Consider the following 22198-nt stretch of genomic DNA (forward strand, 5'->3'; position numbering starts at 1 on the left):
GCTAGCCTGTCCCCATGTCACAGGGAAGCCAGTTCAACCAGCTGTTCGGCATCGTCGCCGGACTGGTGGGCCTGGCATTGGTCGCCACCATCGCGGTCTACTTCTGGACGCAGCGCGATCAATCCCTGACCACCGAGCGTCGGGTGAATGCCGCGCTGGCCAGTGCCGCCGGCGACTGCGAGGGGGACCCCCAGCTCATCCGGGTGACCAAGGACTCGATGGTCGTCCACTGCCAGGGCCCCGCCGGCTCACAGTGGGCCCAGTGGGAGGACGGCCGCGTCCGCAGGTACGGGTCAAGCGCTGCTCAGCCCAACGCGGCCACCTTCCCCGTCCTCCACCCATTTCCCGACGTGGTGGCTTCACATCTGGAGGCACACCCTGATGACGTCATCGTCTACGAAGCTCGCGAGGAGGGCGGGCTCCGCATCACCCTCGGGCGCGCGGGCAGCGCCACCGCAGTGGACGAGAACCTCCAGCCGTTGCGCTGAGTGCCCCTGTCAGGCAGGGTCCACCGCCGCAGGCCATGACCCCGCCCCGTGCCATGATTCTGCCCACGAGCTGAACGAGGTCATCAAGGGGGAGGGCACCGCAGGATGAGCTACTACACCGAGACCGCACGACCGGACATGATCCGCGTCTCAGAGCTGATGGACGGGCTCGCCACCGACTACGAGTCACAGGTGAAGGGCGCCACCGGCCAGATGGGTGCGTTGGGTTGGCCCCTGATGATGTTCTTCTGCGTCGAGCCGTACAACCAGTCGCTGCGCTACGCCCGCGACGCCGCGGAAGATGTCGGGGCGAGCGTCACCGCCATGTCCACAGCCATCAACCAGATCGTCGAGGTGTATCGCCGCCTCGAAGACGCCGCCGTCGTCCGCTGAGGAGCCAGTCATGAGCGAGACCTCCCTGAACCTGGCAGGACCGGCCGTCGCGGCCATGTCCGGCCCATCCATCGCCATTCTGGCCACCCAGGCGGCCACGCTTGCCGCTGCCGCCGGGGCCACCGTGCCGAGCGGTGCCGCCACCATCGTCCTGGCCACCGACGTCGGCGCGATTGCTCTTGCCCTGTGCGACCCGGTGGCCTTCTTCACCGAGGGGGGCCAGTGGTCGACGGTGAGCCAGTACTGCAACGCCTTCACCAATGGCCTCGAACTTCCCATCGTCGAGCTGGGCAAGTCGTGGCAGGGTCCCGCTGCTGAGGCCTTCGTCGCGTACATCGACCAGTTGCGCACCGATGTCTTCCCCAAGATCGCGGCGCTGGCCGACGCGGAGAAGGCCCTGCTGGAGGCCGCGGGGTGGGCTGTGGTGTCGGCCGCCATGGGCTTCGTGGCCCTGAATGTCCCGCTGATCGTCACCGCCTTGATGCTGCTCGGCCTCGCCCCGGCCACCTTGGGGAGTTCCCTGGCCGGGCAGTGGCCGGCAGCTGCCAGCTGGGCCGCGCTGATCCTTGCCGCGGTCGGTTTCGAGATCAAGCTGTTCACCGATCTCAACAAGCAGCTCACGGCCGTCACGAAGGCCGGCGAGACCCTCTCGAACTACCTGAACTCCTCCATCACCGACCTCAGCGCCAACAACCTGCGCCCGCCGGACCTCAACATCCCTCCGGTCAACGCTGACATCGACGAACTGAGTGAGTACACCTCCCAGTTCGGCCCGCAGGGGGCATGACGGTGACGCAACCCCCGCTGCCGCCCCGATTCGCCGAGGTCTCCGAGGCCCTGCGCTCGGCCATGGGCGACCCCGAAGCCATCGCGGTACAGGCCGAGCGCATGCAGGCGCTCCACCAGGAACTGCTGTCGATCACGGCCGAACCCCAGGAGGGCCACTCCGAGTCCTCCCGCTGCACGGTCACGCTGGACGCAGGCGGCGCCCTCCATGCCGTCGCCTTCGACGGCAGCCTCACCTTGCGCCCGACGCCGACCACCATCACGCAGGAGTTCCAGGAGGCCTACGAATCGGCCAGGGCCACCGCCTTCGAGAACATGCGGACGAAGTACAAGGAGCAGTTCGACATTGAGCTGCCCGAGTTCGATGCCCGCACGGCCGAGGCCACCCAGGAGGCCGAGGCGGGGATCGCCGCGAGCCTCGCGCCGGCCCTGCAGGATTCACTGCTGGGGCCGAAGCTCGCCGGCATCGTCGAGCGGACCCGCGCCTTCGCCCAACGGGAGTTCGTGGGTACCGACGGCTGCGTCACCCTGACCATGCGTCCGGACAAGCAACCGACCACCGTCGAGATCGACCCGATGCTGTTGCGCGACATCGACAACATCACCTTGGGCGAGCAGTTCCTGCGCGCCTGGCAGAATGCCGCCGCTGCCATCGATGAGGCCCAGGCCGAACTCAGTGCTGTCGAATGGGGAGACCTGGATCCCCAGGTGATCCGCGCCCGCGCCGAGGAGTCCCTGGACGTCGCTCGACGCAAGATTGCCGAAGCCGGGTTCTGACGGCGCTCAGACCCGGGCACCGTCCAGGGTCCAGGTGCCGTTGGTGCCCTCTGCGGTCACGAAGAGCCTGATGCCCTCAGCCGTGCTGCGCACGTCCACGTACTGGATGGTGTCCCGGGGGATCTCCGAAAAGACAGCCTGCAATGCCGCCGCCAGCTTGTCGGCGGGCACGTCGGCCACCGCGAAGGGCTGCTCAACCAGCAGCGAAGCATTCGAGTCGCACGGCAGCGTGATGCCCTGGCCGCCCTCGCCGAATGTCGAGTGCTGCAGCCCGGGCAGGCACTGGGTGCCGCTGACGTCGGCCTGCTCGGGGGTGAAGACGGTCACCGACGGCGATCCGCATGGTGCCCACCTGCCCGCCGTGGCTGGTGCCGAACTCCGCCAGCACCTGCGCCAGTGAGGCGGACGTCCTTGCACTGCTGGTCGGCAGCGGCGCGGGCGTCGACCAGCTCCTGGATGGGCAGTTCGTCCACCGGTTTGGCGCCCAGGGACAGGTGGTTGACCTCACCCACCGAACCACCGCCGCACAGCACCCCGTAGCTGGTGAGCTGGTTGCCCTTGCGCAGGACGATGCCGCCGCCGGTGCTACTGAGGGTGAGCTCGGCGACCCCGTCCGCCCCGGTTTCGGTCACCCTCGCCGAGGCCTGCTCACGCACATGGTCGACGCTCAGGGGTTTGTCACCCCCGGTGCAGCCGACGAGGGCAACGCAGGCGATGCCTGCGGCGAGGACGGCCCGGAGCCTGGCGGTGGCGTGTCGCACGGGTCATGGTCATGACCGTAGTCCCCTCACCGTCCGGCCGGCGCGGGCAAGCCCCTACCAGCCGGAGGAACTGCCGGCTTGGTTCAGGATCGCATCGGACTGGTTGACATCCATCCAGTCCGCTTCGTCCGGAAAGGCCCGGGCGGACGAGGGGAACGCCGAACGGGCGGCCCTCCCGCAGGAGGACCGCCCGTCCAGCTGGTGCAACTGGTGGCGTGGACTCAGAAGTCCATGCCGCCCATGCCGCCGTCAGCGCCACCGGGCATCGCGACAGCCTTCTCGGGCTTGTCGGCGATGATCGCCTCGGTGGTGAGGAACAGGCCGGCGATCGAGGCCGCGTTCTGCAGCGCCGAACGGGTCACCTTGGCCGGGTCGATGATGCCGGCTTCCAGCATGTTGACGTACTCGCCGGTCGCAGCGTTCAGGCCGTGCGAGGTCTCCAGGCCAAGCACCTTCTCGACCACGACACCGCCCTCGAGGCCGGCGTTGCTGGCGATCTGGCGCAGCGGGGCCGAGGTGGCCGAGAACACGATCTGTGCACCGGTGGCCTCGTCACCCTCCAGGTCGACCTTGGCCGACTTGGCAGCCTGCACCAGGGCCACGCCGCCACCGGCGACCAGACCCTCTTCGACGGCAGCCTTCGCGTTGCGGACGGCGTCCTCGATGCGGTGCTTGCGCTCCTTGAGCTCGACCTCGGTGGCAGCGCCGACCTTGATCACGGCAACGCCGCCGGCCAGCTTGGCCAGCCGCTCCTGCAGCTTCTCGCGGTCGTAGTCGGAATCGGAGTTCTCGATCTCGTTGCGGATCTGCTGCACGCGACCAGCGATGGCCTCGGGGTCACCGGCGCCCTCGACGATGGTGGTCTCGTCCTTGGTGATGACGACCGAACGGGCCTGGCCCAGCAGGTCGAGGGTGGCGGTGTCGAGCGAGAGGCCGACCTCGGAGGAGATCACGGTGCCGTTGGTCAGGGTGGCGATGTCCTGCAGCATGGCCTTGCGGCGGTCACCGAAGCCGGGGGCCTTGACGGCGACCGACTTGAAGGTGCCACGGATCTTGTTGACGATCAGGCCGGCCAGGGCCTCGGAGTCGACGTCCTCAGCGATGACCAGCAGCGGCTTGGAGGCCTGCATGACCTTCTCGAGCAGCGGCAGCAGGTCCTTCAGCGAGCTGACCTTGGAGTTCACGATGAGGATGTAGGGGTCCTCGAGCACGGCCTCCATGCGCTCGGTGTCGGTGACGAAGTAGGGCGAGATGTAGCCCTTGTCGAAGCGCATGCCCTCGGTGAGCTCGAGCTCGACGCCGAAGGTGTTCGACTCCTCGACGGTGATGACGCCTTCCTTGCCGACCTTGTCCATCGCATCGGCGATGATCTCGCCGACCGACGGGTCAGCGGCCGAGATCGAGGCGGTGGCAGCGATCTGCTCACGGGTCTCGACGGGGCGGGCCTGCTCGGCCAGCTCGGTGACGATGGCCTCGACGGCCAGCTCGATGCCGCGCTTCAGCTCGATCGGGTTGGCGCCGGCGGTGACGTTGCGCAGGCCCTCGCGGACCATCGCCTGGGCCAGCACGGTGGCGGTGGTGGTGCCGTCGCCTGCGACGTCGTCAGTCTTCTTGGCGACCTCCTTGACCAGCTCGGCGCCGATCTTCTCGTAGGGGTCGTCCAACTCAATTTCCTTGGCGATGGACACGCCGTCGTTGGTGATGGTGGGGGCGCCCCACTTCTTCTCCAGCACGACGTTGCGGCCCTTGGGGCCAAGGGTGACCTTCACCGCGTCGGCGAGGGTGTTCATGCCCCGCTCGAGGGCGCGGCGGGCCTCGACGTTGAATTCAATCAGCTTTGCCATGGTTCCTGGGGAATCCTCCCGCGTCGGGGGCTGTCGAGCCCCATTGGTGGTGAACGCCAAACCGGTGCCCGCGACGGACGGCTCGTGGGAGCCTCACCTGCCTGGCGGCGGTAGCACTCTGACGCAACGAGTGCTAACACCATTCTTAGCACTCGACCCAAGCGAGTGCAAAGATCGGGACGATCCCAGCACGCCTGCGACCGGGTCCGGGTCCGGCAGAATGGACCTCGTGAGCAACCCACTGATGCCCCGCGTGCGCAACTTCGCGAACTGGTGCAACCTGTCGACCCCCTTGGGCCTGGTCGTCGCCGCGATCGGCCGCGCGCGGGTCTTCCGCGGCCCGGACGGGATCTGGATGGCCGAGGGCTACCGGTTGGGCTTCCCGATGGCAGGCGCCTTCACCATCGGTTCGGTGGTGCTGACCGCCTCACCGTCGTGGGCCGCGATCATGGCGCGTCGTCCGGGGTTGCTGGAACACGAGGTCAACCACACTTGGCAGTGGGCCTACTCGCTCGGGTTGCCGTACCTGCCGGTGTACGCGGCGGCCATGGGCTGGTCGTGGCTGCGCACCGGTGACCGCGCAGCGGCCAACTTCTTCGAGCAGTCGGCCGACCTCCAGCTGGGTGGCTACCGCAGCGCCCCGGTTCGTCCGCTGCGCCAGGGCTTCGCCCAACTGCGGACGATGGCCTCGCGCCCGCGCAAGTAGAGCGGTCGCCCCCGGTCGGTGGTGGGCTCAGCCGTGCTGGGCCAACCGCGAGGCTGACCGGGCCCGCTGGCGCTGCTCGCGCAGTCGGCGCAGTCGCTTGACCAGCAGGGGCTGGGCCGCGAGCGCAGCCGGGTCGTCCAGCAATGCGTTCAGGATCTGGTGGTAGGCGGTGGTGGACATGCCGAAGCGTTCACGGATCTCGCTGCTCTTGGTCGCGTCGGCGGCCCACCAGGACTTCTCGAACTCGAGAATGGCGGCGTCACGCTCGCTCAGGCCCGGCTCGGCGGCGGGCGCCTGCGGGACGGCAGTGATGTGGCTTCGAACTGACATGGCGACAGTCTAGCGACCGAATCACAGCCATGTCATTCATGCCGGTGGTGCCGCATTCGTTAGAATCGGCTGGGCACTCGCCCACCCGATGCTGCACCATTGCCCGTCGGACGACCCCCTGAACACACTAGGAACTCAAGAAATGCTGCTCCTCGAGGGCCGGATCCAGAACTACGCCTGGGGCTCGGTGGACTCCATCCCCAGCATCCTCGGCGTGGACCCGACCGGGGAGCCGCAGGCCGAGTTGTGGTTGGGAGCCCACGGACTGGCCCCGAGTGACCTGCCCGAGCAGGGCCGCGACCTGCGGACCTGGTTGTCGGAGCACCCCGAGGCGCTCGGGCAGCGTTCGGTCGAGGCCTTCGGGCCGCGACTGCCATTCCTGCTGAAGGTGCTGGCGGCGGCGCAGCCGCTGAGCCTGCAGGCCCACCCGAACCGCGAGCAGGCCGAGGCCGGGTTCGCCGCCGAGAACGAGCGCGGCTTGTCGCTGACCGACCCGCGGCGCAGCTTCAAGGACGACTGGCCCAAGCCCGAGATGGCAGTGGCGCTCACCGAGTTCAGCACCCTGACCGGGTTCCGCCCGGCCGCCCAGACCGCTGCACTCTTCGAGGGACTCGGGGTGGCTGCGGAGCTTGCCTCGGTGATCGGCCCGCTCACCCAGCGCAGCGGCAGCGCCGCCCTGGCAGAGGTCTTCCTGGACGCCCTGAGCTTGTCGGAGGAGCGTCGCGGCCTGGTCGACATGGTCGTGGCGGCGGCCCTGCGCCACCTTGATTCCCCCGGCGAACTGGGCAAGTTCGCCCGCACCGCCGTCGAGCTGGACGAGCACTACCCCGGCGACCGCGGCATCCTGGCGGCCCTGCTGCTGAACCGGCTCGACATGACACCCGGGCAGGCGCTGCACCTCTACCCCGGCAACATGCATGCCCACCTCAAGGGCACCTGTCTGGAGATCATGGCCAGCAGCGACAACGTGCTGCGCGGTGGGCTCACCCACAAGCACATCGACGTGGACTCGCTGGTGCAGGTCGTGGACTTCGTCGCCGAGGTGCCCCAGCTGGTCGAGCCGGACTGTTCGACCCCGGGGCTAAGGCACTACCCCACCCCGTCGCCGGAGTTCGACCTGTGGATGGTCGAACTCGGCCGCCACGGCCAGTCCGAGCCGGTCGTGCTGCCGGCCGCCGAGCATGCCCGGATCCTTCTGGTGCTCGACGGCTACCTGGCCTGCGCCAGCGCCGAGGAGACCACCGAACTGGTCAAGGGCCAGTCGGCGTTCATCCCCGCCGGCGAGATCGTCCGCGTCCAGGGTGACGCCGAGGCCGTCCTGGCCAGCACCGGCGCCTGACGGGCTGAGGGCGGCGCCTGAGCCGGGGGAACCTGCATTCTTTGCGTGGGCGCAAGGATTACACGTCCCCTGTACCCGATCGGGATGCATTCTTTGCGTGGGTGCAAGGACCGCAGCATCGTAGGAGCTTGGCGGCGCCGTCCGAGCGGAGCGAGGACAGAAAACCAGACGCAACCGACACCGCCGCCCGGCTGAGCGAGGAACGAGCGAAGCCCTCCCGCAAGCGAGCGAGGGACGAGCGAGCGCGCCGGGAACAAGATCTTGGCGGCGCCGTCCGAGCGGAGCGAGGACAGAAAAGCCCGAGCCCCCGGTGGGAGTCGAACCCACGACCGCCTGTTTACAAGACAGGTGCTCTGGCCGCTGAGCTACGGAGGCATGCCCGCGCAGCGGGCTCGTCCATTGTGCCGAAGTCACGGGGTCCGGCGAAATCGGGACGAGGGGTGCCCGGCTAGCATGGCGGGGTGAATCAGCACCGCACAACCCCCGAACCGTCGAAGTGGGCCAGGATCATCCAGGCCGACCCGGAGCACACGAATCGCTACATCCAGCGCTTCAAGGTGATGGAGGAACAGGGCCATGACCTCTACGGCGAGGCCAGGTTCGTCGATGCGATGGTGGGGCGCAATGCCCACATCCTCGACGCCGGCTGCGGGCCGGGGCGCCTCGACGGTTGGCTCCACGAGCGTGGCCACCGGGTGGTGGGTGTCGACCTGGACCCGGGATTGATCGCCGCCGCTGAGATCGACCACCCGGGGCCGACCTATTTCGTCGGTGACCTGGCCGAGCTCGACCTGCCGGCACGTGGCGTCGAAGACCCGTTCGACGTCATCGTCTGCGCCGGCAACGTGATGGGCTTCCTGGCCGAGTCGACCCGCGGTGAGGTGCTGCGGCGCCTGGCCAACCACCTCGCCGACGACGGACGACTGGCGATCGGCTTCGGCGCCGGGCGCGGTTATGGGTTCGACGAGTTCATCGGGGACGCCACCGCGGCGGGCTTGCAGTTGGAGTTGGCGCTGTCGACGTGGGACCTGCGTCCCTACCGCGACGGCGACGGGTTCCTGGTCGCGGTGTTCGCGAGGGCCTGAGCCCCCATCGACTCGGGGTTGCCCTGGGTCTGGGGCAGCGCTCCCAGCAGGGCGGCCGAGATGTCGCTGAGCTGGTTGACCTGTTCGGGGCTGAGCACGTCGAAGATGGTGCGCCGCACGTGGTCGACGTGGTCGGGGGCGGCCTCCTTGACCAGCTGCCAGCCCTGCTCGGTCAGGTGGGCGTTGGTCGAGCGGCCGTCCTGCTCGCACGGGGTGCGTTCGACCAGCCCGCGCTGTTCAAGGCGCCGCACGGCGTGCGACAACCGCGGCAGGGTGGAGTTCACCATCGCCGCCAGGGTGCTCATGCGCAGGGTGCGGTTCTCGGCCTCGGACAGGATCGCCAGCACGTAGTACTCGAAGTAGACCAGGTTCGCCTTGCCGCGCAGTTCCGCGTCAAAAGTGCTGGGCAGCAGTTCGATGAGGGCGACCAGCCTCACCCATGCTTTGCGCTCCTGCGGCGTCAACCATCGCGCAGCCATCCCAGCCACTCCCCTTCACTTGTGCGTTCAACTTTCCATCCATGGTATCAGTTGAATCCGCAACCATCCGAACGGTCGCGTGACCCGCTCGTCCGGATGCTCGATGGGTCGCTGATCGTGGCACTTGATCGCGGGGCTACTGCCCGCCACGACCCCCGTCGTCCGAGTTTGCGCAGGTTCCGTCACGGATCCATCCGTGCCAGCGAGGATTCCAGGCAGGAAGTTGCGCATCCGCGCTGTCCGGGGTGGCGGTGGCGGGACGCACGAACCTCAGCGGATGTAGACCGCGGCGTTGTTGCCCCCGGTGCAGATGGTGATCTCGCCGGCCACGCAGGTCATGGCGTAGGTCTGGTTGGTCACCGGGCTGGTGGCCTGGACGGTGGTGGTGCCGGTCATGCTGGTTGCCCGCCAGGCAGCGGCCACGTTCACGGCGAAGGCACACGAGGTGTTGGAGTTGACTCCCACCGTGTCTCCGCAGGTCGCGACGCCGGGCGGGAACGGCGGACGACTGGTCGGGGGCGCCGATGAGGACGGGGGTCCCGACGTCGTCGGGGGTGCCGAAGTGGTCGGCGGGGCGCTGGTCTGCGGGACCGTGGTCACTGCGGTGGTGACCGGTTGGGTCGTGTCCGCGGTCGTTTCCGTACCCGTCGTCTGGGCCTGCGTTGTCTCGCCGGTCGTCTCGGCAGCCGTGGTCACCGGACTGGCCGAGGTGGCGGGCGTCGCCGAGGGGTCGCCATCGCTCAGCAACAGGTAGGCCACCACGGCGACAACGAGCACCAGTGCGCCGAGGGCGATCCACAGCCCCACCGGACGACGCGGCTCCTGCTCCTCGGGGGTCTGCGGGTAGCCGCCTTGACCGTAGCCTCCCGACCCGGGGCCACCCGGGCCGTACCCGCCGTGACCAGGACTGCCAGGGCCGGGACCACCCGGACCATAACCACCAGGCGGGTATCCGCCCTGACCGGGCCCGCTCGGACCGGGGCCGCCCTGCCCGTACCCACCCTGGGGGTAGGACTGTCCCTGGGCGGAGGGCGGACCCGAGGACCAGGACTGACCCTGTGGGTACGGCTGCGCCGCCGGGTACTGCTGGGTCGACTGGTACACAGGCGGGGAGGTCATCGAACTCGGCACCGGGCTGGCCGACACCGAACCAGCCGAGGCCGGGCCTCCCGACACCGAACCAGCCGACACCGACGGGGCGCTCCCCGACCCAGCAGGCACCTCACCCCGACCCGGCCCGAGCGGCGCGGGCGGGGCGTGCAGTCGCGGCGCCGCCGGCAGCCCGGCCACCCGTTCACGGACCCGGGACAGTCGTCCGGCGACCTGGTTGGCCCCCTCGGGCCGCCGGGAGGGGTCCTTGGCGAGCAGGGACGAGACCTGCTCCCAGACCAGGTCCGGCACGCCCGGCGGCCGACCGGGCGCAAGGTTCGCGTGGGCGTGGGCGAGGTCCTCGGGCGCCACCCCGTCGAAGGGCCGCACGCCGCTGCTGAGTTCGTAGAGCATGACGCCCAGCGCATACAGGTCGGACGCGGGGCTCGGTGCCCGGCCGGCCTGCAGCTCGGGGGCCTGGTAGGCGAGGTTGCGGTCGATGGACTCGGCCGGCAGCCGGATCAGCCCGGCGGTCCCCAACCGGTAGACCGCGAAGTCGGTGATCTGGGCGGTCAGCAACCCGTCGACCTCGTGCAGCATGACGTTGTGCGGGCGCACCGCGCGGTGCGCCATGTTCTTGGCATGCAGCGCCCCGAGTCCGTAGGCCACCTGGCCACCAACCGCCATGACGTCGACCGGCGGCAGCGTCTCGTGGCCGAGCATGGCAGCCAGGTCACCCCCGTCGGCCAGGTCCATCACGATCCCGACCTGGGTCCCCTCGACGATCAGCAGGTCACGAACCTGGACCACATTGGGGTGGCGGATTCCGGTGAGCCGGTCACGCTCAGCCAGGAAGCGCTGCTCGGCGTCGCGGCCCAGGGACGGGGCGAGGTCGATGACCTTGACGGCCATGGGCGCGTCCCACTCGTCCACGGCGCGCCACACCTGGCCCACCGCGCCACGTCCGATCGGTTCGAGCACGTGGTAGCGGCCGTCGAGGCGCGTTCCGGAGAGGGTCATGGACAGATGATCCCAGCCGGGGCTCACGCTCGTCCAGCAGTTCGCCGGACGGGGACCCGACATCCGGCGCCCACCCAGAACGCCGTCAGTCCAGTTGGGCGTCGTGGAACCGGATGGCCACTTGCACCCGGTTGTTGACCCCGAGCTTGTCGAAGATGCTGGTCACGTGGGCCTTGACCGTGGCGACGCTCATGTAGCGGGCGCGGGCGATGTCCGGGTTGGTGAGCCCGTCGGCGATGGCCCGGGCCACCTCGAGTTCCCGCTCGGTCAGCCGTTCGAGGTCCTTCCGGGCCTGGTTGCGGCGCGACCCCGCGAAGCCCCGGGTGGCGGCCGCGATCACCTGCGCGGTGACGCTGGGCGACAGCGACTGCTCACCGGCGGCCACCTGCCGGATGGACTCGACCATCCGCTCGGGAGCGGTGTCCTTGAGCAGGAAACCGGAGGCACCCACTGTCAGCGCCCGCATCACCAGGTCGTCGGCGTCGAAGGTGGTCAGCATGATCACCTTCGGTGGCTGCGGGCGGGCCAGCAGCTCACCCGCGGCGTCGAGCCCGTTCTTGCGGGCCATCCTGATGTCCAGCAGGACGATGTCGGGGTGGTGGGCATCGACCAGCGCGAGCACCTCGTCCCCATCGCTGCCCTCGGCGACGATCTCGAACTCGTCGGTGCCGCCGAGGATGAGTTTGAGCCCGGCGCGCACCAGCGCATCATCGTCGACCAGCACCAACCTGGTCGCCCGGGCGCCGGCATCGAGGTTCGTCGAGGGGTTCACCACGGCAACCACACCTCCACCTCGAATCGTCCGTCCTGGGTCCGCACCGCCATCCGGCCCCCGCTGAGGTCCACCCTTTCACGCAGCCCGACCAGCCCCAGCCCCGACCCCGGGACGGACGGGGACGTCGCCCTCAACGGGTTCGCCACCCGGATCACGAGACCGGACCCGGGAGCGCCGCTGAGCCGGAGGTCGACCCTGCCGCCGGGGGCGTGCTTGCGGGCATTGGTGAGCGCCTCCTGGACGACCCGGTAGCCATGGCGGGCGATCGCACTCGGCAGCGGCGAGGTCCGGTCCAGCTCGTCGACGAAGTCGACCACCGCTCCCCCGGCGCGGGCCTCGGCGACCAGGTCTTCGACCGCCAGGTCAGCGGGTTGGGGCTTCTCGAGCACGCCGACCTCACTGCCGTCACGCAGCGAACCAAGCACGGTGCGCAACTCGGCCAGGGAGGCGTGGGCGTTGTCGCGAATGGTCGCCGCGGTCTCGCGCATCTGCTCGGGGGTGAGGTCTGTGCGGTAGGCCAGCGCCCCGGCGTGCAGGCTGACCAGGCTCATCCGGTGGGCCAACACGTCGTGCATCTCACGGGCGATGCGGTTGCGTTCCACGGCCTGGCCCTGCAGCACGCGCAGTTCCTGCTCACGCTCGGCGGTCTCGGCGCGCTCCTTCATGCCGGCCAGCAGGTCACGCCGGGCGCCGATGAACAGTCCCACGGCGATGTAGGCGGCCGTCGAGGCCACCACCGCCAGAGTCACCACGACCATGACCGTCCACGACGACAGCATCGGGTCGGTGCTCCACAGCAGCACCGAGCCCACCACCCCGATCATGTAGGCGAACGCGGCCACCAGCACGTCGCGGGTGCGCCGGTGGGTGGCCAGGCTGATCAGCGCCCAGCCGGTGACCATGCCGCTCGTGGTGGAGACCAGCAGCATCGCGCTGGTCACCAGCGAGGTCGTCAACGGGTGGCGTCGGCGGAAGCGGATGATGAACAGCGCGACCAGGCCGAGCAGCATGTCGAGCAGCACCACGCCCGCCGGGGGGACCGTGCCCAGCACCACGTCGACGGCAGCCGACCCCCTCATCAGCAGCACGCCCAGCAGGATCAGCACGCCCAGCAGGTAGTTGGCGATGGCCAGGCCGTAGCGCCACGCCACCTGCCAGCCCGTCAGCGGCGGGGGCGGGTAGCGCTCACGCGTGATCTCGGCGACGGGGGTGGCGCTCATGACACCGAGGCTAGCGGCGCCACCCGGACGAGGGGCCCGGCCGATGGTCGACCAGTCCTACCCGGGCGGCCAGATCTCAGGCGCGCTTGCGGCGGGGGGCGAACATGGTCGTGGCGACCACGAAGATGATCAGGCCGATGGCCACGTAGTTGGCGATCTTGGCGTACTGCTTGAGCAGTTCCACAGCCGGTTCACCGACCACCCAGCCGAGACCCACGTAGAACAGCAGCCACACGGTACTGGCGATGAAGTCGAGCACCAGGAACTTCTTCAGGCTCATCTTCGAGGCGCCGAACAGGACGAAGATGACCTGCATCAGCGGCAGCGGGATCGGCACGTAGGCCACGAACATGCCGACCCAGCCGAGCTTGCCGGCCAAGCGTTCGGCGCGGGCGTAGTTCTTGGCGGCCCGGGGTGAGCGGCCGGCCCAGACCTCGATCATGCCGCGACCCCACAGCTTGCCCGCCCACCAGAACACCCAGTCGAACTTGATCGACATGACGGTGCCGGCGAGCAGGTACCAGACCCAGTTGTCGGCCAGCCCCTGCGAGGCCAGCGCGCCCATGGCCGCAGCGCCGGACCGTGAGCCGGTGAGCGCCACCAGCAGCGGCGGGTTCAGGCCGAGCAGCCAGCCGCGCAACGGCAGCATGGCCAGCCCGAACAGGCCCATGAACGCGATCCAGGCCATGCAGGCGAAATCCGAGCGGGTGGGCTTCTGCTTCCAGGGCATGCCCTCTTCCTGCCACCACTCCTTCTCGGGCTCCTCGGTCGCGCCCGGGGGAACAGCGGCCTGAGCGGCGGCAGCCGGGGACGAAGCGGCCTCGGCCTGCGCCTTGGCCAACGCGCGGTTGGCGGCCGCAACCACGGGATCGGTGGCGCCCGTGGGGTCCTCGGGGTGGGGATGCATACGACGAGGCTAGCCCGGCCGACTCGCTCACGAAAACTGACTGATTGCCAAGGATTCCTCACGCTGATCTCAGGTAAGCCTTTACCCGCGCCACTAGGCATTACACCGACCACCCAGAGAGAGCTTGAGATTTCAATCATCACGAACGGCAATTTCGTTAGCCGAGCGAACTAGCGTCACAGCACCCCCTCGAGGACCAGGTTGGTCCTCGTCCGACGAAGTGAGGTATTCGTGACTCCCCTCGACTCATCGTTGTCGCGCCGTGCGGTCCTGGCCACCGGCGCCGGCGTTGCCGGAGCGATCGCCTGTGCGGGACAGGCCAGCGCAGACCCCGTCAACAGCAAGGGCAAGGGCTGGATCCGTTCCACCCTGGCTCGCATGACCAAAGACCAGAAGATCGGCCAGTTGTTCATCGCCGAACTGTACGGCGCCACCGCAGACACCCCCGACAACCGCAACGTGACCCAGTTCGGCCACGCCACCCCCGCCGAAGTGGTCCGCAAGCTCCACCTGGGTGGGGTCATCTACTTCGCCTGGACCAACTCCTTCCAGAACCCCCGGCAGGTGGCCGCGCTGAGCAACGGCCTGCAGCGCGCGGCGCTGACCGCGGGGCAGAAGGTGAGTGTCCCGCTGCAGATCGCGACCGACCAGGAGATGGGTGTGGTCACCCGGCTCGGGTCGCCGGCCACCCAGTTCCCCGGGTCGATGGCCCTGGGTGCGGGCCGCAGCACCGACGACGCCCGTGAGGCCGCCGACATCACCGGCAAGGAACTGCGTGCGGTGGGCATCAATGTGAACTTCGCCCCCACCTCCGACGTGAACGTCAACCCGCTCAACCCGGTCATCGGGGTGCGAGCGTTCTCGTCCGACCCCACGCTGACCGCCGACATGGTGCGCGCCCAGGTCAGCGGTTACCAGGACCGTGGCAACGTGTCGAGCTCGACCAAGCACTTCCCCGGCCACGGCGACACCGCCGTCGACAGCCACTACGGCCTGCCGATCATCGACCACACCCGTGAGGAGTGGGAAACCATCGATGCGCCGCCGTTCCGGGCCGCGATCGCCGCGGGGGTCGACATGGTGATGACCGCCCACCTGCTCATGCCGGCCTTCGACGACTCGGGCGACCCGGCCACGTTGTCGAAGCCCATCATGACGGGCCTGCTGCGCCAGCAGCTCGGCTACGACGGGGTCGTGGTGACCGACAGCCTCGCCATGCAGGGTGTGCGCGACAAGTACGGCGACGCCGAGGTGGCCGTCCGGGCCCTGGAGGCAGGGGTCGACCAGCTGCTGATGGCCCCCAAGCCGCTCGAGGCGATCGCCGCGATCAAGGCGGCCCTGGCCAGCGGCCGCCTCACGTGGAAGGACATCGACGCCAAGGTCGAACGCATCCTCACCCTGAAGTTCCGCCGCGGCTACGTGGCCGAACCGTACGTCGATGTGAACAAGGTCGACGCCTACCTCGGCAACACCGCGCACATGCAGGCCGCGGATGCGATCTCCGACCGCACGGTCACCCTGGTCACCAATGACGGCATCCTGCCCCTGAGCACCGGCAAGAAGGTGCTGGTGACCGGATGGGGCGTCAGCACCACCGCCACGGTGGGCAACCTGCTCACCGCAGCGGGGCATCCCTCAACTGTCGTCGAGACCGCCACCAACCCGAACGCCACCCGGATCGCCGCTGCCGTGGCAGCCGCCGCGGGTGTCGACGTGGTCGTGGTGCTGACCAACAATGCCCGCACCAGCGCCAATGTCGGCCAGCGCAACCTGATCGCGGCCCTGCGGGCGACCGGCAAGCCGGTGGTCGTCGTGGCCGTCCGCGACCCCTATGACCTGACCTGGGTCGAGGGTGCGGCGAAGATCGCGACCTACTCCTACTCACCGGTGACCCCCGGGTCGCTGGTGCGGGTGCTGACCGGCCAGGTCAACCCCGGCGGCCTGCTGCCGGTCGACCTGGTCTCGCCCACCGACGTGAACACCGTCATCCACCCCTTCGGCCACGGCCTGAGCTACTGACCACCACCCCTCAGAGAAAGAACGACACCATGGGATTCAATCGACGCATGATGATCAGCGGGGCCGGCGCTGCCGCCGGTGCAAGTGCGCTGGCACTCGGTGGGGCGCTGCCCGCCCAGGCCAACGGCAATAATGGCAACGGCTACGGCCAGCAGGTGCGCACCGGCGCCGACCTGCAGGCCGCCGCCGGCTGGAAGGCCTTGCGGAGCCGCAAGCTGGGCATCATCACCAACCCCACCGGTGTGCTGGCTGACGGCACCTCGATCGTGGACTCGATGGCGGCTGCCAACCTTGACATCAAGGGCATCTTCGGCCCCGAACACGGTTTCCGCGGCACCGCGCAGGCCGGCGACGCCGAGGGCACCAGCATCGACCCGCGCACCGGCTTGACCATCTACGACCTGTACGGGGCGACGGTCGCCAAGACCGCCGACCTGTTCGCCCAGTCGGGCATCGACACCGTCGTCTTCGACATCCAGGACGCGGGTTCGCGCTTCTACACCTACATCTGGACGATGTACCAGTCGATGCGTGCCGCGGTGCGCACCAACGTGAAGTTCATGGTGCTCGACCGGCCCAACCCGGTCGGTGGGGTGGCGAAGGGCCCGCTCATGCAGCAGGCCTTCACCACCTTCGTGGGCCTGGAGGCGATCGTGCAGCAGCACGGCATGAGCGTTGGTGAGCTGGCCCAGTTGTTCAACGGTGAGTTCCTCACCGAGGACGAGGGCGCCAGGCTGCGTGAGCTGACCGTCATCGAGACCAAGGGGTGGAAGCCCCGCGACCTGTATGCCGACACCGGCCTGCAGTGGGTGCCGCCGAGCCCCAACATGCCGACCCCCGACACCGCCCTGCTGTACCCGGGCACCTGCATGTTCGAGGGGACGAACCTGTCCGAGGGGCGCGGCACCACTCGTCCGTTCGAGTTCATCGGGGCCCCCTACATGGACCACCGGTGGTCGGTCCGGCTGACCGAGCGCCGCATCCCTGGCGTGCAGTTCCGCGAGGCGTACTTCACCCCGACCTTCAGCAAGCACGTGAACGTCGTCTGCGCCGGGGTGCAGGTGCACATCACCGACCCCTACAAGGTCGACGCGATCCGCGTCGGTGTCGAGATGCTGGTCGCCGCCAAGGCGCTCTACCCGGGCTTCGGGTGGCGTACCGACAACTGGATCGACAAGCTGACCGGCTCGGACCGGATGCGGCTCCAGATCAATGCCGGCGCCGGCGCCGATGAGGTCATCAACGCCTGGAAGGCCGAACTGGCCGGCTTCGACAAGCTGCGCCAGAAGTACCTGATCTACAAGGGGAACCGCGGATGATGCGCCACACGATGCGCGCCGGTGCGGCGCTGGCAGTCTCGGTGGCGCTGACGGTGGGCCTGGTCGGGCCCGCCGCCGCCGAGGACTACACGAAAGTCCACAAGGGCTACGCCTCCTCCGGCACGGTCCTGAAGGACTCCACGCCGGAACGCGCGGGACTCAACCCCGAGCCGATCCGGGCCGCCAAGGCTGCGCTGGACGGCTACACCGTCCCGCAGGCCAACGGCTATCCCCTCTACCCCGGCTATGCCGCGGTGATGGGCCACAACGGCAGCATCGTCTCGCGTGAGGTCGGCGGCCATGCGCTGCTGTACGCCGATGCCACCAACCTGCTGCCCGAGTCGGAGCGGATCGCGGTCACCGACGAGACCATCTTCGACCTGGCTTCGGTCTCGAAGCTGTTCACGTCACTGGTGGCGGTGCAGCTGGTCGAGGAGAACAAGCTCACGCTGGACGAACCGGTGGCCACCTACCTGCCCGCCTTCGCGGCCAACGGCAAGCAGGAGATCACCGTCAAGCAACTGCTGACCCACACCTCAGGGCTGGTCTCGTGGCTGCCGCTGTGGTCGATGGTCGACAACGACGCCCGCATCGCGGCCGTCATGAACGCCACCCCGACCGCCACCCCCGGCACGAAGTACGAGTACTCCGACCTCAACCTGATCACGCTCGGGTTGATCGTCGAACAGTTGCGCGGCATGCCGCTGGACGAGGTCGTCGCGCAGCGGGTCACCCAGCCCCTGGGCATGGTCGACACCGGTTACAACCCGACCGACCAGCAGCGCACCGCCGCCACCGAGTTCCAGTCCGTCCCCAACCGGGGCATCGTCTGGGGCGAGGTGCACGACGAGAACGCCTGGTCCTTCGGTGGCGTCGCCGGCCATGCCGGGGTCTTCTCGACCACCAAGGACCTCTCGATCCTGTCCCAGGCGCTGCTGAACGGCGGCACCTACCAGGGCAAGCGGATCCTCAAGGAGTCCTCGGTCGACCTGCTGATCACCGACTTCAACGAGGCCTTCCCAGGCAATGACCACGGGTTGGGCTTCGAGATCGACCAGCGCTGGTACATGGCCGGCCTGTCGGGCCCGAAGACCGCCGGCCACACCGGCTACACGGGCACCAGCCTGGTGATCGACTTCAGTTCGCGCTCGTTCGCGATCCTGCTGACCAACCGGGTGCACCCCTCGCGCAACGCCGGGTCGGTCAATGGGCCCCGCCGGGTCTGGGCCCAGGGACTCGCGCTGGCCATGCCGGTGCGCCCCACCCAGGGCAACACCGCCTGGCGGACGGGCATCACCGACCGGACCACTTCCACCCTCGACCTGCCGGTGGGCACTCAGGCCGGTGAGGGCAAGCTGAGCTTCGACCTGTTCGTCGACACCGAGGACCAGTGGGACCCGTTCACCCTGCAGTTGTCCACCGACGGGGGCCAGACCTGGGCCGCGCTGCCCTACCGGTTGAAGGACCGCGACTTCAAGGAGCAGACGATCACCGGTGGGCTCGCGCTCAGCGGCCTGCGCCGCTGGATGAAGGCCGAGGCGCAGGTGCCGGCAGGTGAGAACCTGGTGATCCGCTGGAAGCACACCACCGACAACCTGTACACCGGCCGCGGTGTCTACGTCGACAACATCAAGCTGCGCGGAGGAGGTGTGAACCTGTCGCCGGAGAAGGACCCCTCCCTCCTGGTGGCGGTGAACTGGACGCCCTCGTCCAACTAGCCCACGCACCCCCGGGCACCCGGCCCGGCCGGGCGTGACCCCGCTCCGCACTGCTGCCGCACAGGCAGCAGTGCGGAGCTGTCTGTGGGCCGGTGCGCTCACCGCAGGTGACGGTTCGGTCTCGCCACGCTCGGATCCCCTTTCCTCACCCGGCTTCACGCGCTAATCTCGGCGGAGCGTTCCTCACCAGTCACGGCTGATTGCTGGGGCGCCGGTGCCTGCGCGGTTGCAGGCATGGGTTTCCACTACGGATCGTCGGGCACGTACCTGCCCGTGGAAAGGACAATTGGCATGGCCAAGGTCACATTCACTGACGCGACGCGCGTCTACCCCGGGTCGGAGCGCCCGGCAGTCAACAAGCTCAACCTCGACATCGGTGACGGCGAGTTCATGGTGCTCGTCGGCCCCTCGGGTTGCGGCAAGTCCACCAGCCTGCGCATGCTCGCCGGCCTCGAAGAAGTCAACGCCGGCAGCATCCACATCGGTGAGCGTGATGTCACCGACCTGCCGCCGAAGGACCGCGACATCGCGATGGTCTTCCAGAACTACGCGCTGTACCCGCACATGACCGTGGCCGACAACATGGGCTTCGCGCTGAAGATGCAGAACGTGCCCAAGGCCAAGCGCCAGAAGCGCGTGCTCGAGGCGGCCAAGTTGCTGGGCCTGGAGGAGTTCCTCACCCGCAAGCCGAAGAACCTCTCCGGTGGTCAGCGCCAGCGCGTGGCCATGGGCCGCGCCATCGTGCGTGACCCGCAGGTCTTCCTGATGGACGAGCCGCTGTCGAACCTCGACGCGAAGCTGCGCGTGCAGACCCGTACCCAGATCGCTGCCCTGCAGTCGCGCCTGGGTGTCACCACCGTCTACGTGACCCACGACCAGGTCGAGGCCATGACCATGGGTGACCGGGTGGCCGTGATGAGCGCCGGTGAGCTGCAGCAGGTCGACAGCCCGCTGGCCCTCTACGACACCCCGCGCAACCTGTTCGTCGCCGGCTTCATCGGCTCGCCGGCCATGAACCTGATGAGCGGTAAGGTCGTCGACGGCGGCGTCCAGATCGGTGACTACGTCGTGCCGGTGGCCCGTGAGATCCTCGACCGGGCTCCCGGTGAGGAGACCCTGACCCTGGGCATCCGCCCCGAGACCTTCGTGCTGTCCGACAGCGACGAGGGCATCGGCCTCGACGTCGCCGTCGTCGAGGAGCTCGGCGCTGACGCCTACCTCTACGGCAGCCTCACCGGCCTGACCGACGACGAGAAGATCACCGCGCAGCAGATCGTGGCCCGCATCTCGTCGCGTCGCCCACCCCAGCGTGGGGCACAGGTGCGCCTCGGGGTCGACAAGGACCACGTGCACGTGTTCAGCAACGCCACCCAGGACCGCATCAGCTGACCTCGGTACCTCAGGAGTGCAAGCCGCAGGGGCCCAACCGTTCGGTTGGGCCCCTGTGGTCTTTCCCGGCTGGGGTCAACTCAGGACGAAGGCTTTGAGCCCCTCGAGCATCATCTGCACCCCGATCATCACCAGCACCATGCCCATCAGGCGCTCGGTCGCCACCAGTGCCCGCTCTCCCACGAACCGCTGCAGCCAGCCGGCGCTCAACAGCACCACTGCCGACACGAGCCAGGCCACCCCCAGGGCCAGCAGCCACCAGGGCCAGTGGGTCGCCGGCCCCGAGTTCGAGACCAGGATCAGGGTGGCCAGCAGCGACGGCCCGGCCAGGTAGGGCACCGCGAGGGGGACGATGAAGGGTTCCCCGTTGACCGGCTCATGCAGGTTCTTCTCCGGGGTGGGGAAGACCATCCGCACCGCGATGAGCAGCAGGATCACCCCACCGGAGACCATCAACGCCTCCTGCGAGACGTGCAGCAGGTTCAGCAGGAATCGTCCGGAGAACAGGAACACCAGCATGATGCCCAGCGCGATCAGCAGTTCCCGCAGGATCACCCTGACCCGCCGTTCGGGGGCGGTGTTCCGCAGCGCGGCCAGGAACAGGGGCACGTTGCCCAACGGGTCCATCACGAGCAGGAAGGTCAGTGCAGCAGAGGTCCAGGTCACGCGCCGAATCTAGCTGTCGGCGGGCATAATCGCATCGTGCCTGTGCCCAAGATCCTGCTGTACTACCACTTCACCCCACTCAGGGACCCCGAGGCGGTCAGGTTGTGGCAGTGGGAGCTGTGCCGGTCGCTGAAGCTGCGCGGGCGCATCATCATCAGCGAGCACGGCATCAACGCCACCGTCGGCGGCACGGTCGAGAACTGCAAGACCTACCTCAAGCGCACCCGGGCCTACGCCGGTTTCCGCGAGCTCGACGTCAAGTGGTCGGCTGGCACCGCGCTGGACGACCAGGGCTACAGCACCGACTTCCCGAAGCTGCGGGTGCGGGTGCGTGACGAACTGGTCACCTTCGGTGCCCCCGACGAGATCGTGGTCGACGAGACCGGTGTGGTCGGCGGGGGCACCCGGCTCGACCCCGAGCAGGTCAACGCGCTGGTCGAGCAGCGCCCCGAGACCGTCTTCTTCGACGGCCGCAACGCCATCGAGGCAGCGGTCGGACGATTCCGCGACGCCGTGGTGCCGCAGACCTCCACCACCGGTGACTTCGTCGCCGAACTCGAGTCTGGCAAGTATGACCACCTGAAGGACAAGCCGGTGATCACCTACTGCACCGGCGGCATCCGCTGCGAGGTGCTGACCGTGCTGATGCGCAACCGCGGCTTCCAGGAGGTCTACCAGGTCGACGGCGGCATCGTCCGCTACGGGGAACGCTTCGGCAACGACGGCCTGTGGCAGGGCAGCCTGACCGTCTTCGACCAACGCTCGGTGGTCGACCTCGGCCCCGACCCGCAGGTGATCGGCCGCTGCCACCGCTGCGAGGGACCGACCAGCCGACTGCAGAACTGTTCCGACCTGCCCTGCCAGGAACGACTGGTCACCTGCCCCGACTGCGCCGATGACCAGAACTGGTGCCCCGACCATGTGGCGGTCGAGAACCGCTCCCCGCTGACCCTGGCGAGGCAGCCGTGAGCGAGATCGAGAAGCGCCGCTCGTCCGGTCAACTGCGCCCGGTCACCGGCGGGCAGTGGGTGCACCGAACGGGTGCGCCGCCGGCCGACAGACGCACCTGACCATGGGCTCGACCTCGC

Annotated in this window: 22 protein-coding genes and 1 tRNA gene; 12 read left to right on the plus strand and 11 right to left on the minus strand. The window is 68.7% G+C overall.

Translation table 11 applies throughout. The features are described 5' to 3' along the window. The first annotated feature begins 14 nt into the window (after positions 1-14). The 4 genes from ACQE3C_RS08900 (at position 15) to ACQE3C_RS08915 (ending at position 2444) form a co-directional block, all read left to right on the plus strand. A complete protein-coding gene (locus tag ACQE3C_RS08900; protein ID WP_434538826.1) occupies positions 15-488 on the plus strand; it encodes a hypothetical protein in 474 nt (157 codons plus the stop codon). Between the two features lie 105 nt (positions 489-593). After that, complete coding sequence (locus tag ACQE3C_RS08905) at positions 594-881, plus strand: hypothetical protein (protein ID WP_434538827.1); 288 nt, start codon at positions 594-596, stop codon at positions 879-881. 10 nt (positions 882-891) lie between these two features. Then, positions 892-1668, plus strand: a complete 777-nt coding sequence (locus ACQE3C_RS08910; protein WP_434538828.1) for a hypothetical protein — start codon at positions 892-894, stop codon at positions 1666-1668. A gap of 2 nt (positions 1669-1670) precedes the next feature. Further along, complete coding sequence (locus tag ACQE3C_RS08915; RefSeq protein WP_434538829.1) at positions 1671-2444, plus strand: hypothetical protein; 774 nt, start codon at positions 1671-1673, stop codon at positions 2442-2444. A 6-nt stretch (positions 2445-2450) separates the two neighbouring features. On the opposite strand, the gene ACQE3C_RS08920 is transcribed toward ACQE3C_RS08915, so the two are convergent. The 3 genes from ACQE3C_RS08920 to groL form a co-directional block, all read right to left on the minus strand. Continuing rightward, the gene (locus ACQE3C_RS08920) at positions 2451-2771 is read right to left on the minus strand and encodes a hypothetical protein (protein WP_434538830.1); all 321 of its coding nucleotides are present in this window, start codon (positions 2769-2771) and stop codon (positions 2451-2453) included. Beyond that, a complete protein-coding gene (locus ACQE3C_RS08925; protein WP_434538831.1) occupies positions 2768-3205 on the minus strand; it encodes a hypothetical protein in 438 nt (145 codons plus the stop codon). The genes ACQE3C_RS08920 and ACQE3C_RS08925 overlap by 4 nt, the downstream gene beginning before the upstream one ends. A gap of 221 nt (positions 3206-3426) precedes the next feature. Continuing rightward, complete coding sequence (gene groL / locus ACQE3C_RS08930; RefSeq protein WP_434538832.1) at positions 3427-5049, minus strand: chaperonin GroEL; 1623 nt, start codon at positions 5047-5049, stop codon at positions 3427-3429. Between the two features lie 229 nt (positions 5050-5278). Here groL and ACQE3C_RS08935 point away from each other — a divergent pair, with 229 nt between their 5' ends. Beyond that, positions 5279-5755, plus strand: coding sequence for a hypothetical protein (locus ACQE3C_RS08935; protein WP_434538833.1), 477 nt, complete (start codon positions 5279-5281; stop codon positions 5753-5755). A gap of 27 nt (positions 5756-5782) precedes the next feature. On the opposite strand, the gene ACQE3C_RS08940 is transcribed toward ACQE3C_RS08935, so the two are convergent. Then, the gene (locus tag ACQE3C_RS08940) at positions 5783-6085 is read right to left on the minus strand and encodes a DUF3263 domain-containing protein (RefSeq protein ID WP_434538834.1); all 303 of its coding nucleotides are present in this window, start codon (positions 6083-6085) and stop codon (positions 5783-5785) included. Between the two features lie 142 nt (positions 6086-6227). Here ACQE3C_RS08940 and manA point away from each other — a divergent pair, with 142 nt between their 5' ends. Further along, entirely contained in the window at positions 6228-7424 is a 1197-nt protein-coding gene (gene manA, locus ACQE3C_RS08945) for a mannose-6-phosphate isomerase, class I (protein ID WP_434538835.1), read from the plus strand. A gap of 302 nt (positions 7425-7726) precedes the next feature. Here manA and ACQE3C_RS08950 read toward each other — a convergent pair. Then, a tRNA-Thr gene (locus tag ACQE3C_RS08950) sits at positions 7727-7799 on the minus strand. An 86-nt stretch (positions 7800-7885) separates the two neighbouring features. Between ACQE3C_RS08950 and ACQE3C_RS08955 the strand changes: the two genes are divergently transcribed. After that, positions 7886-8509 (plus strand): class I SAM-dependent methyltransferase, encoded by a 624-nt coding sequence (locus tag ACQE3C_RS08955; RefSeq protein WP_434538836.1) that lies wholly within the window; start codon positions 7886-7888, stop codon positions 8507-8509. On the opposite strand, the gene ACQE3C_RS08960 is transcribed toward ACQE3C_RS08955, so the two are convergent. The 5 genes from ACQE3C_RS08960 to ACQE3C_RS08980 form a co-directional block, all read right to left on the minus strand. Continuing rightward, on the minus strand, positions 8461-8988 hold the full coding sequence (locus tag ACQE3C_RS08960; protein WP_434538837.1) for a MarR family winged helix-turn-helix transcriptional regulator: 528 nt from the start codon (positions 8986-8988) through the stop codon (positions 8461-8463). The two genes, ACQE3C_RS08955 and ACQE3C_RS08960, sit on opposite strands and share 49 nt — an antisense overlap. 270 nt (positions 8989-9258) lie before the next feature. Then, positions 9259-11097, minus strand: coding sequence for a serine/threonine-protein kinase (locus ACQE3C_RS08965; RefSeq protein ID WP_434538838.1), 1839 nt, complete (start codon positions 11095-11097; stop codon positions 9259-9261). Positions 11098-11182: 85 nt separating this feature from the next. Then, positions 11183-11869 (minus strand): response regulator, encoded by a 687-nt coding sequence (locus tag ACQE3C_RS08970; protein WP_434538839.1) that lies wholly within the window; start codon positions 11867-11869, stop codon positions 11183-11185. After that, positions 11866-13092, minus strand: a complete 1227-nt coding sequence (locus ACQE3C_RS08975; RefSeq protein ID WP_434538840.1) for a sensor histidine kinase — start codon at positions 13090-13092, stop codon at positions 11866-11868. The genes ACQE3C_RS08970 and ACQE3C_RS08975 overlap by 4 nt, the downstream gene beginning before the upstream one ends. 76 nt (positions 13093-13168) lie before the next feature. Further along, positions 13169-13999 carry a DedA family protein gene (locus tag ACQE3C_RS08980; protein ID WP_434538841.1) on the minus strand — a complete coding sequence of 277 codons (831 nt, stop codon included), beginning with the start codon at positions 13997-13999 and terminating at the stop codon, positions 13169-13171. Positions 14000-14230: 231 nt separating this feature from the next. Here ACQE3C_RS08980 and ACQE3C_RS08985 point away from each other — a divergent pair, with 231 nt between their 5' ends. The 4 genes from ACQE3C_RS08985 (at position 14231) to ACQE3C_RS09000 (ending at position 20444) form a co-directional block, all read left to right on the plus strand. After that, entirely contained in the window at positions 14231-16018 is a 1788-nt protein-coding gene (locus tag ACQE3C_RS08985; protein WP_434538842.1) for a glycoside hydrolase family 3 N-terminal domain-containing protein, read from the plus strand. 29 nt (positions 16019-16047) lie between these two features. Then, entirely contained in the window at positions 16048-17337 is a 1290-nt protein-coding gene (locus tag ACQE3C_RS08990; protein WP_434538843.1) for an exo-beta-N-acetylmuramidase NamZ family protein, read from the plus strand. Then, on the plus strand, positions 17334-19055 hold the full coding sequence (locus ACQE3C_RS08995) for a serine hydrolase (protein ID WP_434538844.1): 1722 nt from the start codon (positions 17334-17336) through the stop codon (positions 19053-19055). The genes ACQE3C_RS08990 and ACQE3C_RS08995 overlap by 4 nt, the downstream gene beginning before the upstream one ends. 291 nt (positions 19056-19346) lie before the next feature. Beyond that, a complete protein-coding gene (locus tag ACQE3C_RS09000; RefSeq protein ID WP_434538845.1) occupies positions 19347-20444 on the plus strand; it encodes an ABC transporter ATP-binding protein in 1098 nt (365 codons plus the stop codon). Between the two features lie 75 nt (positions 20445-20519). Here the strand turns inward: ACQE3C_RS09000 and ACQE3C_RS09005 are convergent, their stop codons facing one another. After that, the gene (locus ACQE3C_RS09005; protein ID WP_434538846.1) at positions 20520-21110 is read right to left on the minus strand and encodes a MarC family protein; all 591 of its coding nucleotides are present in this window, start codon (positions 21108-21110) and stop codon (positions 20520-20522) included. Positions 21111-21146: 36 nt separating this feature from the next. Between ACQE3C_RS09005 and ACQE3C_RS09010 the strand changes: the two genes are divergently transcribed. Then, positions 21147-22079 carry a rhodanese-related sulfurtransferase gene (locus tag ACQE3C_RS09010; RefSeq protein ID WP_434538847.1) on the plus strand — a complete coding sequence of 311 codons (933 nt, stop codon included), beginning with the start codon at positions 21147-21149 and terminating at the stop codon, positions 22077-22079. The last annotated feature ends 119 nt before the right edge of the window (positions 22080-22198 follow it).

It is taken from the genome of Aestuariimicrobium sp. Y1814 (assembly GCF_050113895.1).
GTDB lineage: Bacteria > Actinomycetota > Actinomycetes > Propionibacteriales > Propionibacteriaceae > Aestuariimicrobium.